Annotated in this window: 13 protein-coding genes; 6 read left to right on the top strand and 7 right to left on the bottom strand. The window is 66.9% G+C overall.

The genetic code is table 11. The features are described 5' to 3' along the window. The coding region (locus tag G7Z99_RS03025; RefSeq protein ID WP_181091894.1) for a transposase at positions 1 to 317 on the top strand (317 nt) is incomplete at its 5' end. A 164-nt stretch (positions 318 to 481) separates the two neighbouring features. Here the strand turns inward: G7Z99_RS03025 and G7Z99_RS03020 are convergent. The 3 genes from G7Z99_RS03020 to G7Z99_RS03010 all read right to left on the bottom strand — a co-directional run bounded on the left by G7Z99_RS03020 (position 482) and on the right by G7Z99_RS03010 (position 2,931). Next, positions 482 to 1,108 (bottom strand): LysE family translocator, encoded by a 627-nt coding sequence (locus G7Z99_RS03020; protein WP_181091892.1) that lies wholly within the window; start codon positions 1,106 to 1,108, stop codon positions 482 to 484. A 134-nt stretch (positions 1,109 to 1,242) separates the two neighbouring features. Beyond that, the gene (locus G7Z99_RS03015; protein ID WP_181091890.1) at positions 1,243 to 1,947 is read right to left on the bottom strand and encodes an SDR family oxidoreductase; all 705 of its coding nucleotides are present in this window, start codon (positions 1,945 to 1,947) and stop codon (positions 1,243 to 1,245) included. 93 nt (positions 1,948 to 2,040) lie between these two features. After that, positions 2,041 to 2,931, bottom strand: coding sequence for a LysR substrate-binding domain-containing protein (locus G7Z99_RS03010; RefSeq protein WP_308812272.1), 891 nt, complete (start codon positions 2,929 to 2,931; stop codon positions 2,041 to 2,043). Between the two features lie 162 nt (positions 2,932 to 3,093). On the opposite strand from G7Z99_RS03010, the gene G7Z99_RS03005 reads away from it, so the two are divergent. From G7Z99_RS03005 to G7Z99_RS02995, 3 genes are all read left to right on the top strand, one after another. After that, entirely contained in the window at positions 3,094 to 3,864 is a 771-nt protein-coding gene (locus tag G7Z99_RS03005) for an SDR family NAD(P)-dependent oxidoreductase (RefSeq protein ID WP_181091886.1), read from the top strand. Between the two features lie 91 nt (positions 3,865 to 3,955). Then, on the top strand, positions 3,956 to 4,282 hold the full coding sequence (locus G7Z99_RS03000) for a hypothetical protein (RefSeq protein ID WP_181091884.1): 327 nt from the start codon (positions 3,956 to 3,958) through the stop codon (positions 4,280 to 4,282). Positions 4,283 to 4,480: 198 nt separating this feature from the next. Next, complete coding sequence (locus G7Z99_RS02995; protein ID WP_181091882.1) at positions 4,481 to 5,011, top strand: glyoxalase superfamily protein; 531 nt, start codon at positions 4,481 to 4,483, stop codon at positions 5,009 to 5,011. A 136-nt stretch (positions 5,012 to 5,147) separates the two neighbouring features. On the opposite strand, the gene G7Z99_RS02990 is transcribed toward G7Z99_RS02995, so the two are convergent. Continuing rightward, positions 5,148 to 7,217, bottom strand: coding sequence for a hybrid sensor histidine kinase/response regulator (locus G7Z99_RS02990; RefSeq protein ID WP_181091880.1), 2,070 nt, complete (start codon positions 7,215 to 7,217; stop codon positions 5,148 to 5,150). A 295-nt stretch (positions 7,218 to 7,512) separates the two neighbouring features. On the opposite strand from G7Z99_RS02990, the gene G7Z99_RS02985 reads away from it, so the two are divergent. Further along, positions 7,513 to 8,706 (top strand): MFS transporter, encoded by a 1,194-nt coding sequence (locus G7Z99_RS02985; protein ID WP_181091878.1) that lies wholly within the window; start codon positions 7,513 to 7,515, stop codon positions 8,704 to 8,706. Between the two features lie 3 nt (positions 8,707 to 8,709). On the opposite strand, the gene G7Z99_RS02980 is transcribed toward G7Z99_RS02985, so the two are convergent. Beyond that, positions 8,710 to 8,892: a hypothetical protein gene (locus tag G7Z99_RS02980; protein ID WP_181091876.1), complete on the bottom strand. Its 183-nt coding sequence runs from the start codon at positions 8,890 to 8,892 to the stop codon at positions 8,710 to 8,712. A gap of 533 nt (positions 8,893 to 9,425) precedes the next feature. Next, on the bottom strand, positions 9,426 to 12,095 hold the full coding sequence (aceE, locus tag G7Z99_RS02975) for a pyruvate dehydrogenase (acetyl-transferring), homodimeric type (protein ID WP_181091874.1): 2,670 nt from the start codon (positions 12,093 to 12,095) through the stop codon (positions 9,426 to 9,428). A gap of 129 nt (positions 12,096 to 12,224) precedes the next feature. On the opposite strand from aceE, the gene G7Z99_RS02970 reads away from it, so the two are divergent. Next, complete coding sequence (locus tag G7Z99_RS02970) at positions 12,225 to 12,686, top strand: MarR family winged helix-turn-helix transcriptional regulator (RefSeq protein WP_181091872.1); 462 nt, start codon at positions 12,225 to 12,227, stop codon at positions 12,684 to 12,686. Here G7Z99_RS02970 and G7Z99_RS02965 read toward each other — a convergent pair. Beyond that, complete coding sequence (locus G7Z99_RS02965; RefSeq protein ID WP_258196928.1) at positions 12,671 to 13,741, bottom strand: transketolase-like TK C-terminal-containing protein; 1,071 nt, start codon at positions 13,739 to 13,741, stop codon at positions 12,671 to 12,673. The two genes, G7Z99_RS02970 and G7Z99_RS02965, sit on opposite strands and share 16 nt — an antisense overlap. Between the last annotated feature and the right edge of the window lie 23 nt (positions 13,742 to 13,764).

Below are 13,764 nucleotides of genomic sequence, written 5' to 3'. Positions count from 1 at the left end.
CGCTGAAGTACGAAAGTCCCTCTGCCATCGTTGCGTTCGCTGGGCTGAACCCGATGGTTCATCAGTCAGGAGATAAGGTTGGCCAAACGACCATCTCGCGCGTTGGCTCGTCCAGGCTGCGGGCAGGTCTGTTCATGGCTGGAACGGTTTCGATGCGCTTCAACCCGGTCATCAAGGCGATGGCCGAGCGGCTTGGCAATCGACGCAAGGCGTACAAACAGATCGTCTGTGCGGCCATGCGCAAGCTGCTGCACCTGGTGTATGGCGTGGTGAAATCCGACAAACCGTTCGACCCTCAGATCGCACTTGCGATGTGAGGATCAAGACGGTATCTACAGGGAGGATGCGCCTGTCTGAACCACCTCGGTGGGGCTACGGGTGTAGGAGCGGCCCCTGTGCCGCGATCGGGCCCAACGGGCCCGTAAAAGCAGCGCCGCCGACTCAGCTGCCAGCCCGAAAAGCACAGCGTATCCCGCCGCCCTCACCGCCCCAACATGATCTTCACCCCAAGCCCGACGAACACTGTTCCCGCCACCCGATCGAGCACCTTTCCCGCCCCTGGCCGACGTCGCAGCCACTGCCCGATCGCGCCGGAAAAATACCCCAGCACCCCGAACAGCACCGCCGCCTGCAGCGTGAAGATCAGTCCGAGTGCGCCCAGCTGCAACGCGACCTCGCCCTGCTCGGCCACCACGAACTGGGGCAGGAACGAGAGGAAGAACAGCACCACCTTCGGGTTGATCGCATTGGCCAGGCACCCCTTGAAGAACAACCGTGCGAGCGAGGCGTCTTCGCCCTGCACCGTCGCCACCTGCACCGCCCCGGCACTGCGCCAGGCGTTGTAGCCCAGCCAGACCAGGTACAGACCACCGACGATCTTGAGGACGGTGAACGCCGTGGGCGATGCGGCGATCAGCGCACTGACGCCGATCACGGCCAGCACGGTGTGGCTCAGACAACCGAAGGCGCAACCCAGGCCAAAGGCGATGCCATGCCGGCGCCCTTTCGACACCCCCATGCCCAGGACCATCAGGTTGTCCGGCCCTGGGGTGGCGGTGATCAGGAGCGCAGCGAGGAGAAAGCCGAGGCATTGGTGCAGGGTCAGCATGGAGAGGTCCGTTTCAAAGTGGCAAGTGGCAAGTGGCAAGTGGCAAGTGGCAAGTGGCAAGTGGCAAAGGGTCGCTGGCAGCCGAGCGGCTGTCAACTCACCCTGGCGTTTACCGTCTGCCATGGCCTGGCGGTTCACACGCTCTTGGTCACCCCGCCATCGACCCTGAGGTTCTGCCCGGTGATGTACGCCGCGCCTTCACTGGCCAGAAACGCGATGGTCGCGGCCACTTCTTCGCTGCGCCCATAGCGCTGCAATGGCACGCTGGCCCGACGCTCCTCGGTGGCGGGCAGGCTGTCGATCCAGCCGGGCAGGACGTTGTTGATGCGCACGTTGTCGGCGGCATAGGCGTCGGCGAACAGCTTGGTGAAGGCCGCCAGCCCTGCGCGGAAGACGCCCGAGGTAGGAAACAGCGCGTTCGGCTCGAAGGTCCAGGCGCTGGAAATGTTGATGATCGCGCCGCCGCCCTGCGCCTGCATGATCGGTGCTACCAGGCGGGTCGGACGGACGACGTTGAGCAGGTAAGTGTCCAGGCCGGCGTGCCAATCGGCGTCGCTGAGTTCGAGGATCGGTGCCCGTGGCCCGTGGCCGGCACTGTTGACCAGCACGTCCACCCGCCCCCAGCGCGCCATGACCGCGTCCACCAGCCGTTGAAGATCGTCCACGGACTGGTTGCTGCCGGTGACACCGACGCCGTCCAAGCTCTCGGCCAGGGCCTCGCCCTTGCCCGAGGACGACAGAATGCCGACCTTGAAACCGTCAGCGGCCAGCCGTTGCGCTGCTGCCGCCCCCATGCCGCTGCCACCGGCGGTGATGATTGCTACCTTTTCGACTGTCATGTTGCCTCCGATCGCGTGAGAAGTCCGTGAGCGAACACTCTAGCGAGCAGGTCGCCTGCGAGGCAGACAGCGCTTGGCTGCCCAGCCAGTAGCTCAGCTATCGGCTGCCTGCTGCTTCAACCAGTCGACGACGGCCGGCAAGGCGCTCGAGTGACCCGGTTTGCGCGGCCATACGACGTAGAACGCGGCATCGGGGCGCACGATGTGATCGAGCACCTGTACCAGGCGACCGCTGGCCAGGTCGCGGGCGATGAAAGCATGGTCGACCAAGGCGATGCCCTGCCCGTCGAGCGCCGCCTCGATCGCCAGGGAGGTCTGGTTGAAACGTACGTGCCGTGCGGTAGTGCGGGTGATCGACGGGCCGACAGCGGCGAGCAACAGGGGCCACAGGTCATGGGCATCGTGCAGGATGGCCACGTCGTCCGCCCAGGGCGTCGTCAGCACGCCGTGCGCGTCCAGTAGCCGAGGGCTGGCCACGGCCATGACGCGCGGCTCGAACAGCAACTCGGCATTGAGCCCGGCACCGAACGGAGGTCGCCCATGGCGCACGGCCAGGTCCACCCGATCGGCCTGGAACTGCGCCAGCCGATCGCTGGCCAGCACGTTCAGGTCGATGCGGGGGTGACGCTCGGCGAACAGACCAAGCCGGGGAATCAGCCAGCGCGAGGCGAAGCTGGGGGTGACGCTGACGGTGATCTGTCCGGCGTCCGGGTAGAGCCGCTGGGTCGCCGCCTCGATCAGGCTCAGCGCTTCGCGCACGCTGGTGCTGTAGCCGTGCCCGGCGGCGGTCAGCGCCACACCCCGCGCCAGCCGCTCGAACAGGCGAATGCCCAGGTGCGCCTCGAGCCCACGGATCTGCTGGGCGACTGCCGCCTGGGTCACCCCCAGTGCTTCGGCAGCCAGCCGAAAATTGCCTTGCTGCGCCACCGCGTCGAAGACACGCAACGCGTTGAGCGAGGGCAAGGCAAGCGCAGTGGTGGGCACGAGGGTCACGACCTGGAGCGAGTCAACAAAGTGGAGCCATGAGGCTACCGCCATTATCAGGCAAAAGAAATGCACAGCGCTCGGAGGCGGCGCCTCCTGCCCCGGCTGAACATTCCCATGACGAAGCCAGTCACACGCACAGCGACCGCACGAGGTGACCCAATGAGTCTGATACCCGACCTGTCCACCCCCGCCCATGCCCTGATCTGTGGGGCGAGCCAGGGTATCGGACTGGCGCTGTGCGAGGCACTGCTGGCCCGTGACGATGTGGCCTGTGTCTGGGCCGTGGCGCGTACCGCCACGCAAAGCACAGGGTTGGCGGCGCTGAGCGAGCGCTATGGCGAGCGCCTCAAGCGCCTGGACTGCGATGCGCGCCAGGAACCCTCGCTCGCCGAGCTGGCTGCGCACGTGGGAAGCCAGGGCACGCCGTTGAACCTGGTGATCAGCACCCTGGGGATCCTGCATCAGGACGGCGCACGGGCCGAAAAGAGCCTGGCGCACCTTGACCTGGCCAGCCTCCAGGCCAGTTTCGCGACCAACACCTTCGCGCCGGTGCTGCTGCTCAAGCACCTGCTGCCCCTGCTGCGCAAGCAGCCGGCGACCTTCGTCGCGCTGTCGGCCCGGGTCGGGTCCATCGCCGACAACCACCTGGGCGGGTGGTACAGCTACCGCGCCAGCAAGGCTGCGCTCAACCAGCTGCTGCGCACCGCCAGCATCGAACTGCGCCGCCTCAACCCGGCCTCGACGGTGCTGGCGCTGCACCCTGGCACGACCGACACGCAGCTCTCCGAGCCCTTCCAGAAGAACGTGCCGACCGAGCAGCTGTTCGACCCGGCGTTCGCGGCGCGCTGCCTGCTCGAGCAGGTGGCGCGGCATGGCGCAGCCGACAGCGGCAGCTTCTGGGCCTGGGACGGCCAGCCGATCGACTGGTGAAGCCGTACCTGCGCATTGAACGCCCGCCTGCTGGTTTGTAAGCTGTCATCCCCCTCGCATCGGCGACGGGCCTGACAAGGACGAAATAGGCATGTGGCAGCAGATCCTGAGCTTTACCGTCGTCATCGTGATGTTCCTGGGGCTGTTGAAGCTCATCCAGTATCAGCGCGCACGTTCGCGCCGCCAGTTGGACGATGAGTTCGCCGCGGCGCTGAACGCGCTCGGCATCGAGCGCTGGGAGCTGCTGGTGGACAAGGTGACGCTGCCCAACACCGACCAGACGACCGAGGTGTACCGGATCGTGCGCGCCGAGGCGAATCGTCACTTTCTCTATACCAAGACCGGCAACGCGGCGGGCGTGCTCGTACCGCTGTCTCGCGAGCGGGCCTTGCAGGCCGTGCGCGCGGTCGGTCGGTAAGGATCGATGCGCATGATGTGCAGCGTGCCCTGTAGGCCAGCCGCCTGAAAACGGGTACGCTGTCGCTCGGCCCGATGCTGCCCGCCGCTCGCCCCTCGTTGGAAGGTGAAAGTATCGTCCCCCCTGCCCTTCGCACGCCTTTCGACAGTCGAGCCCCGGCAACGCGAGCACCTGACGCTTTACTGTTCAGGAGGCACCATGATCACCGTCGCACGCGCCAAACAGATGGCCAAATCCCTGCGCACCTCGCTCGCGGCTCAGCAGCACGCGCTGTCGCACTCGACCGCGTTGGAACTGGTCGCCCGGCAACTGGGCTACAAGGACTGGAACACCGCCGCTGCGGTCCTGCCCGCCGAGCCTGACCCCGCCTCGATCCGCTTCGAGCGTCCGATACCGATCCTGCGCATGTTCGACGAAGCCAAGGCGCGGGAGTTCTACCTGGAGTTTCTGGGGTTCAGCGTCGATTTCGAGCACCGTTTCGAACCGGGTCTGCCTTTGTACCTGGGGCTGGTACGTGCCGGGCTGCACCTGCACCTGTCCGAACACCACGGCGATGCCAGCCCGGGCTCGACGGTGTTCGTGTGGATGCACCAGGTCGAACGCCTGCGCGATGAACTGCAGTCCAAGGAATACGGCTACGGACGGCCCGAGATCGTCGAACAGCCTTGGGGCAGGTTGCTGGAAGTGCATGATCCGTTCGGCAACCGGATCCGGTTCTGTGAAGCCTGAGTGACGCGGCGACGGCTATCGCGGGCAAGCCCGCTCCCACAGGCCCGTGATCGCCTGCACCACTGCGCTGTCACTACGGGTGTGGGAGCGGGCTTGCCCGCGATGGCGTCGGCCCCGTTACCCTGCCGCGCGCTGCTTACACGCTGCCATCGCGCAACAACGCATTGACGTTCGCCCCCAGCGTGTCCAGCCCGAACGGCTTGGTCAGCACGGCCGTGACGGTCTCGTCCGCACACGGATCGAGCACATGGGGGTGCGCATAACCGGTCATGAACAGCACCGGCAGACCGGGCCGCAGCTCGCGCCCGGCCTGCGCCAGGCGGCGGCCGTTCATCCCGCCCGGCAGGCCGATGTCGGTGACCAGCAGGTCGATGCGCTGCGCCGACCGCAGCCACTCCAACCCACCGGCGCTGTCCGCCGCTTCGATGACCCGGTACCCCAGGCCGCCGAGCACTTCACTGACGAACATGCGCACCGATGACTCGTCGTCCACCACCAGCACCACCTCGCCCGAAGCGACCGGCGTTCTGCCCGCCCCCTCGGGCACCGGCTCGGCCACCTTGGGCTGCATCTCGTGCACCGGCAGCTGCAAGGACACCTGGGTGCCCTCGCCTTCCTGCGAGCAGATCCGCACCTGCCCGCCGGACTGCTTGGCGAACCCGTAGATCATCGACAACCCCAACCCCGTGCCTGCCCCCACCGGTTTGGTGGTAAAGAAGGGTTCGCACGCTCGGGCCAGGGTGTCCGGGGCCATGCCGGCGCCGTTGTCGGTCACCCGAATGGTCAGGAAGCGCCCAGGGCTCAGCTCGGCGTCCAGGTCAGGGCCGGCGGACAACTCGCTGTCGAAGGTTTCGATGAGGATGTCGCCACCCTCGCCCAGGGCATCGCGGGAGTTGATGCACAGGTTGAGCAAGGCGTTTTCCACTTGCGCCGGGTCGACTAGGCAAATGTTGGCCTGGGCCTGGGCCTGTACCGTCAGGTTGATGCCAGGCCCGACCGAGCGCCGGATCAGCTCTTCGATCCCGACCACCAGGGCGTTGACGTCGGTGTGCACCGGCAGCAGCGTCTGGCGCCTGGAAAACGCCAGCAGCCGGTGGGTCAGCGCCGCGGCACGCTGGGCCGCGCCGCGGGCCACGGACAGGTAGCGCTCGAGGTCGGCGGTGCTGCCTTGGGCGAAGCGCAGGCCGATCAGGTCGAGGCTGCCGGTGATGCCGGCCAGCAGGTTGTTGAAGTCGTGCGCGATGCCCCCGGTCAGTTGCCCGACGGCTTCCATCTTCTGCGATTGACGCAGGGCAGCCTCGGCCGCCTCACGCTCGGCGATGGCATCGGCGATGCGTGCCTCGAGGGTCCGGTTGAGTTCGAGCAGCGCCGTCTCGGCATTCTTCTTGGCGGTCACGTCGATGGACGAGCCGATCAGCCCGACCACCTCGCCTTCGTCATCGACCAGCGGAGCCTTGACCGAGAGCCAGACGGCTGCCGAGCCGTCGGGCATGTCGACGTGCTCCTCGACCTGCTCGGCCTTGCCGGCCTGCATGATGCGCTGGTCAGTCTCCATGATGCGCAAGGCCTGCGCTTCGTCCTCGAGGAACTCCAGGTCGGTCTTGCCCAGGTAGAACTCCGGCGGTTTGCCGATCAGGCGGGTGGTGCCATGGTTGGCCACCAGCATGCGGCCGTCGCGGTCCTTGGCATAGACCACACCGGGCACGGCCGCCGCGAAGGTCCGCAACAGCGTGGACATGCGGTCACGCTCGGCCTCGGCGGCACGCCGCGACTCGATGTCCATGAGAATGCCGGGGAAGCGTATCGCCACCCCGCTGGCGTCGAGCTCCACGCGACCATTGGCCTCCACCCAGCGGAACGAGCCATCGGCGTGCCGCACCCGGTACTCGCAGCGGTACGCACCACCCCGCTGCACGGCCTGGTGAATGCTGTCGGACACCCGCTCGCGGTCGTCGGGGTGAATCGAGACGAAGGCATGCTCGATCGGCATGCCGCTCAGGCATTGGCGCACCGGCAGGCCGAAGGTGCGCGAAAAGCGTTCGTCGGCCTTGACGCAGTTGTCCGGGATGTCCCACACCCAGGTGCCGATGATCGCACCGGCGTCCAGCGCCAGTTGCAGCCGTTCCACGGCATCGTGGGGAAATCCCGGCGCCTGCGCCGCGATGGCGTCATCGGTGAAGAGGGCCTGAGCGCTGTCTCGGTCCATGGAAGGTCTCGATAGTCGTTCCGCAAAAGGCGTGGGGATCGCGCGCCCTTTGCGTCGATTGCCTGATCATGCCGGTCTGTGAGGGTCGACCGTCGTGTAATTGTAGGAAAGCTCTGACACCTTAAGCAGCGTCACGACACGAAGCAAATGATAAACAGATCGTGTGAGCATGCCGAGTGGTGGCACCGCTGTTGTCTCGCCCAGGCGTCGGCGCCTGGCGTCCAGAGGTCGTACGGATTTGACCAGGCGATCAACTCTGCTTAGGGTGAGCGGCCTTTTCGCAGTCGAGCATCTCATGTCTGTCCGTACACCCATTCCCTACACGGTCTACCTGCTGGGCCTGACCATCTTCTCCCTGGTGACCGCCGAATTCATGGTCGCCGGCATGATGCCTGCCCTGGCCCAGGCGTTCTCCGTGAGCCTGGCGCAGATCGGCAACCTGATCGCCTACTACGCCGTGGGCATGGCCCTGGGCGGCCCACCGGTCACGGTGCTGCTGCTGGCCAAGGGCGTCAGCAACAAGCGGGCGCTGGTGGGGTTGCTGGGTGTGTATGTCGTGGCAGGCGCGCTGGCCGCAGCCGCCACGTCCTATGAAGTACTGGCGCTGGCGCGGATCGTGATGGGCGTGTCCAGTGCAGCCTGCATCGGTCTGTGCATGACGTTGTGCGCAGGCCTGGTCACGCCCGAATACCGTGGCCGGGCCGTGGCCATCGTCCTGGCAGGGCTGATGCTGTCTCCCGTGATCGGCGTGCCGCTGACCGCCTGGGTCTCTCAGCATGCCGGCTGGCGTGCCAGCTCCTGGCTGGTGGTCGGCCTGGCCCTGGCCTGCACGCTGCTGACCGCCACGCGCCTGCCGCGCGACGACGCCCATGGCGATGCCGGGCTGCGGCGCCAGTTGGCAACCGTCAAGAACCGAGGGCTGTGGGCGGCCTACCTGACCAGCGGCCTGATCATCGGCGCGACCTTCGCGGCGTTCAGCTACTGCACGCCGATCTTCATCGAGGACGTCGGCATCGCACCCGAACACATCGCGCCGCTGCTGGCGCTGTATGGGGTGGCCAACGTCATCGGCAATGCCGTGGTGGGGCGTCATGCCGACCGTCACATGCGGGCGCTGCTGACCGGTGGGCTGGCGCTGATGGTGCTGGCACTGGCGGGCTTCGCGCTCGCCGAGGGCCAGGTGTGGCTGAACGTCGGTTGTTTCCTGCTCCTGGGCCTGACCGGGGTGGCGTTGAACCCGGCGATGGTGGCCCGGGTGATGACCGCCGCCGAGCCGGTGGCGCTGGTCAATACCCTGCACACGTCGGTGATCACCGCAGGGCTGGCGTTCGGCAGTTGGGCGGGCGGCGTGGCGATCAGCGCCGGGTTCGGCCTGCGCGCGCCGTTGTGGGTGGGCGTCGGAATGGCGGCCTTGGGCCTGCTGAGCATGGGGTTCGCCTACGCAGGGCGCTCGGTACCGCGCGACCTGGCGTGTGGCTTGGCCCGCTAGGCCTCAGCGGGCACGCCGCCACGCACGCCACCCGAAGACCAGCAGCACGGCGCCAGGGGCCAACAGCCCACAGGCGGTGTACAGGAACGCCGGTTGACCGGCGGCACCGATAGCCACGAAGGTCACGCCCAGAAGGGTCAGTGGCAGACCGGCGGCCAGGTACGGGGTGTGGGGGGTGGGGTTCATGTCGAGCATCCTTTCGATCGGGTGGGCAGGTTGTGCTGGAGACAGCATAAAGCAGGGCTGACCTGGTTGCCTATGGCAAAAGGCTATGGTGAGGGGGATGGAATCTGGGCGGTTGGGGTGCAGGTGTGCCTGACGTGCCGGGGTGGCTGATTTCATGGGCCCTGCGGGCCCAATCGCGGCACTGGGGCCGCTCCCACAGGGACGGCGATGGCCTGCCATGCCGCGGTGGGGCTACGGGTGTAGGAGCGGCCCCTGCGCCGCGATTGGGCCCGCCAGGGCCCACATCAGCACTTGGCAGAAACCATAGAATTTCCCACAGGAACGGCGATGACCTGCCATGCCGCGGTGGGGCTACGGGTGTAGGAGCGGCCCCTGCGCCGCGATTGGGCCCGCCAGGGCCCACATCAGCACTTGGCAGAAACCATAGAATCTCCCACAGGAACGGCGATGGCCTGCAACGCTGCGGTGGGGCTACGGGTGAGCGGCCCCTGTGGCGCGACCGGACGGCATACCGTCCGGCCATGCCCATGCGATCAGACCGTGATCGGGTCGACCTTGTCCGCGTCGATCTGCAGGTCTGCCAGCGCCTTGGCCACGATGTCGCGGCCGATGGCACCGTCATCGGCCAGGGCCTTCAAGGCCGCCAGCACCACGAACTGCCGGTCCACTTCGAAGTGCCGGCGCAGCGCTTCGCGGGTGTCCGACTGACCGAAACCATCGGTGCCCAAGGCCACGAAACGGTGGTTGCCGATCCATGGACGGATCTGGTCGGCGTGGATCTTCATGTAGTCGGTCGCCACGATCACTGGCCCCGGGTGACCGTCCAGCAGTTGGGTCAGATACGGCACCCTCGGCTCGTCCAGCGGGTGCAGCAGGTTCCAGCGCTCGACCTGCTGCGCCTCGCGGCGAACCTCAGTCAGGCTGGTCGCGCTCCACAGCTCGCTGCTGACCCCGTACTCACGCTCGAGGATCTCGGCCGCGGCGATCACCTCCGGCAGGATCGAGCCGCTGCCCATCAGTTGCACGTGCAGCGCACCTTTCGCTTCGCGCTCGATGGGCAGGCGGTACAGCCCTTTGAGAATGCCCTGCTCGCTGCCTTCGGGCATCGCGGGGTGGGCGTAGTTCTCGTTGAGCACGGTGATGTAGTAGTAGATGTCCTCCTGCTCGACGTACATGCGCCGCATGCCGTCCTGCACGATCACCGCCAGCTCGTAGGCGTAGGTCGGGTCGTAGGACACGCAGCACGGCACGGTCGCCGACATCACGTGGCTATGGCCATCGTCATGCTGCAAGCCTTCGCCCATCAGTGTGGTACGGCCCGAGGTGGCGCCCAGCAGGAAGCCGCGGGCTCGGGCATCGCCGGCCGCCCAGAGCAGATCGCCTACGCGCTGGAAGCCGAACATCGAATAGAAGATGTAGAACGGCAGGGTCATCACGCCATGGTTGGCGTACGAGGTGCTCGCGGCGATCCACGACGAGGTGGCGCCGGACTCGTTCAGGCCCTCCTGCATGATCTGGCCGTCCACGCTTTCCTTGTAGTAGGACAAGGTGCCGGCGTCCTGGGGTGTGTACAGCTGGCCGACGTGGGAGTGGATGCCGATCTGGCGGAACAGGCCCTCCATGCCGAAGGTCCGGGATTCGTCCGGCACGATGGGCACCACCAGCTTGCCGATGTTCGGGTCCTTGAGCAGGGTGCCGAGGATGCGCACGAAGGCCATGGTGGTGGAGATCTCGCGTTCTCCGGTGCCCTTGAGCTGCGCCTCGAGGATCGACAGCGGCGGGATCTGCAGCGGCTCGACCTTGGCCTGGCGCGCAGGCACGTGCCCACCCAGAGCATCACGGCGGCTGCGCAGGTAGCGCGCCTCGGCGCTGTCGTCCTTGGGCCGCAGGTAAGGCATGTCGCCCAGCTGGTCATCGGTCAGCTCCAGGCCGAAACGGTCGCGGAAGGCCTTGACCGCATCGGCGCCCATCTTCTTGAGCTGGTGGTTGATGTTCTGCCCTTCGCCCGCCTCGCCCATGCCGAAGCCCTTGACGGTCTTGGCCAGGATCACCGTGGGGCGACCTGTGTGACGGACGGCGGCCGCGTAGGCGTTGTACACCTTGACCGGGTCATGGCCACCGCGGGCGAGCTTCCAGATCTGCTCGTCGCTCAGGTCACTGACCAGCTCCAGCAGCTCGGGGTACTTGCCGAAGAACTGCTCGCGCACGTAGGCGCCGTTCTGCGACTTGTAGGTCTGGTACTCGCCGTCGACGCATTCCATCATGCGCTGGCGCAGCAGGCCGGTCTTGTCCTTGGCCAGCAGCGCGTCCCAGCCGCTGCCCCAGATCACCTTGATCACGTTCCAGCCGGCCGCCCGGTACAGGCTTTCGAACTCCTGGATCACCTTGCCGTTGCCGCGCACCGGGCCGTCCAGGCGCTGCAGGTTGCAGTTGACCACGAAGATCAGGTTGTCGAGCTTCTCGCGCCCGGCCAGGGAGATCGCGGCCAGCGACTCGGGCTGGTCCATCTCGCCGTCGCCGAGGAAGGCCCAGACCTTGCGGCCCTGGTGTGCCTTGAGGCCGCGGTTTTCCAGGTAACGCATGAAGCGCGCCTGGTAGGCGGCGGTGATCGGCCCCAGGCCCATGGAGACGGTGGGGAACTGCCAGAAGTCCGGCATCAGGCGTGGGTGCGGGTAGGACGAGATGCCATCGCGGTCGGTCTCGCGGCGGAAGTTGTCCAGTTGCTCCTCGCTCAAGCGCCCCTCGGTGTAGGCGCGCCCGTAGATGCCCGGCGCGGAGTGACCCTGGATGTACACCATGTCCCCGGCGAACTGCTCGGTGCGGCCGCGGAAGAAGTGGTCGAAGCCGACGTCGTAGAGCACGGCGGCCGAGGCATAGGTGGCGATGTGGCCACCGACGCCCGAATGCTTGCCGGCGCGCAGCACCATGGTCAGCGCGTTCCAGCGGATGTAGGCGTTCAGGCGGGTTTCCACGCCCAGGTCGCCAGGGTATGGCAGCTCGCGCTCCGGCGCGATGCTGTTGACGTAGGGGGTGGTCACCCGGCCATGGAAATCACCGTGCAGGGAGACGTCGAAATCGAGCAACTGGTCGATGAGGAAGTGGGCCCGAGGCCGTCCTTCGACTTCCACCACCGATGCGATCGAGTCGATCCATTCGCGGGTTTCCTGGGGGTCTTCATCGCGAAGCGGGTAGCTCTGCGCCATCGGTCACTCTCCTTGTCTGGCAGCGGCGAGCCGTTGTGTGGCCCACCCTTAGTTGCACTTGCAATTGAATCTAGCCTTATCTGCGTTATGATTGCAACTGCAATGAACAGCCGGCCTTTCGGAGACCCCATGCCCCCCTCGCCCGACCTCTGGTACAACTTCATCCGCGCACACCGCAGCCTGATCCGTGAGATCGAACGTCGCCTGGCCGAGGACAAGCTGCCGCCCTATGCGTGGTACGACGCACTATGGGGCATCGAAAGCGGTCCGCAGGGCAGCCGGCGCATGCATGAACTGGCCGATGTGATGGCCATCGAGCGTTACAACCTCACCCGGCTGGTCGACCGCCTGGAAAAGGACGGCCTGGTGACGCGAGAGAAGGCCACCGACGACGGGCGTGGTGCCATCGCGCGTATCACCGACGCAGGCCGGGCCCTGCGCGCGCAGATGTGGGGTGTCTACAAGCAGGCGGTCGACGAACTGTTCCTGAGCGAGTTCGACGAGGCGCAGCGCGACACCGTGGCCCTGGCGCTGGAGCGCGCCATCGGCAATGCGCGCGCCAGTCGCCAGCGTCATCACCCGAGCCGGTAGGCCTTCAGCGCCTCGACCACGCGTTGCTCACCGATCGCGCCTTGCCCGGCCAGCCCGCGCAAGGCGGTCGCCACGATCCAGTGCCGATCGAGCCGCTGCCCTGGCTCCAGGCTGTCGCTGCCCAGGGCCGTGAAGGGCGCTGTGACGTGGGCGGCCAGTTGCGCGGCGACGAATTCGGCATAGCCGGTCACCGCCACGATGGGCGATGCCGCGCCCGCCAGGCAGGCGTGCAGGTGGCACCGGGTCGTGACCTGCCCCCGTGCGAAGCGGTTGCGCCGCGCATGGCGGTCGGCATCGCGTGCCAGGCGCGTGTAGCTCGGGCAGCTCCACACCTCGGCGCAGACGCCCCACCGCTCGTGCAACAAGGCCGCCGCTGCGCGCACCTCACGCAGCATCAGCCCCGCCCCGAGCAGACGCACCTGCGGCGCCCCGGTTTCCTGGGGGCCGGCGTCCAGCCGATACAGGCCCAGGCTGGCCTGCGAGCGGTCGCACGCCAGTCCGTCACCTGGTTCGTCGTGCAGCGTCAGGTAGCAGAACCCTGGCTGGCCTTCGACGTACAGGTCCTGCAACGCCCCGGTCACGATCGCCTTGGCTTCCTCACCGCAGGCCGGGTCGAACGGCGTGCACTGACGGTTAGCGGCCAGCCACAACGGCAACCAGGGGTGCGCGCCCTTGGCCCAGCGCGACGGCGCCGATTCGATGTCGTTGAGGATGATGCCGCGCTCGGCGGTCTGCGCCGTGAGCATCGACAGGTGCGCCGAGGTCGGTGACTGGGTCAGATAGAACAACGGGCGCTCGTCATTGCGCGACTGCTCGCTGAACCACAAGGGCCAGGCACTGACCGGGCCGGTGCCGGAGGTGCCGTCGGAGCGGTCGTTGATCACCCACAGCCGGTCGCAGGTGGCAGGCGTCTGCTGCAGGCGTCTGACGATCTCGGTCACGGTGAACAGGGGCGACGCCTGGGTGCCGCCAGGGTGATGACGGGCGATGTGGGCCAGGCAGGCATGCGCGGCCGAACCGGTACTGGCGGTATGCCTCAAGCGAAGATGGTCCATCCATGAAACTCCTCTGGCTGCCC

Source organism: Pseudomonas entomophila (assembly GCF_013523165.1).
GTDB lineage: Bacteria > Pseudomonadota > Gammaproteobacteria > Pseudomonadales > Pseudomonadaceae > Aquipseudomonas > Aquipseudomonas entomophila_A.
Note: the sequence above shows the minus strand (reverse complement) of the source record. Positions and strands in the feature narration are given on the sequence as shown.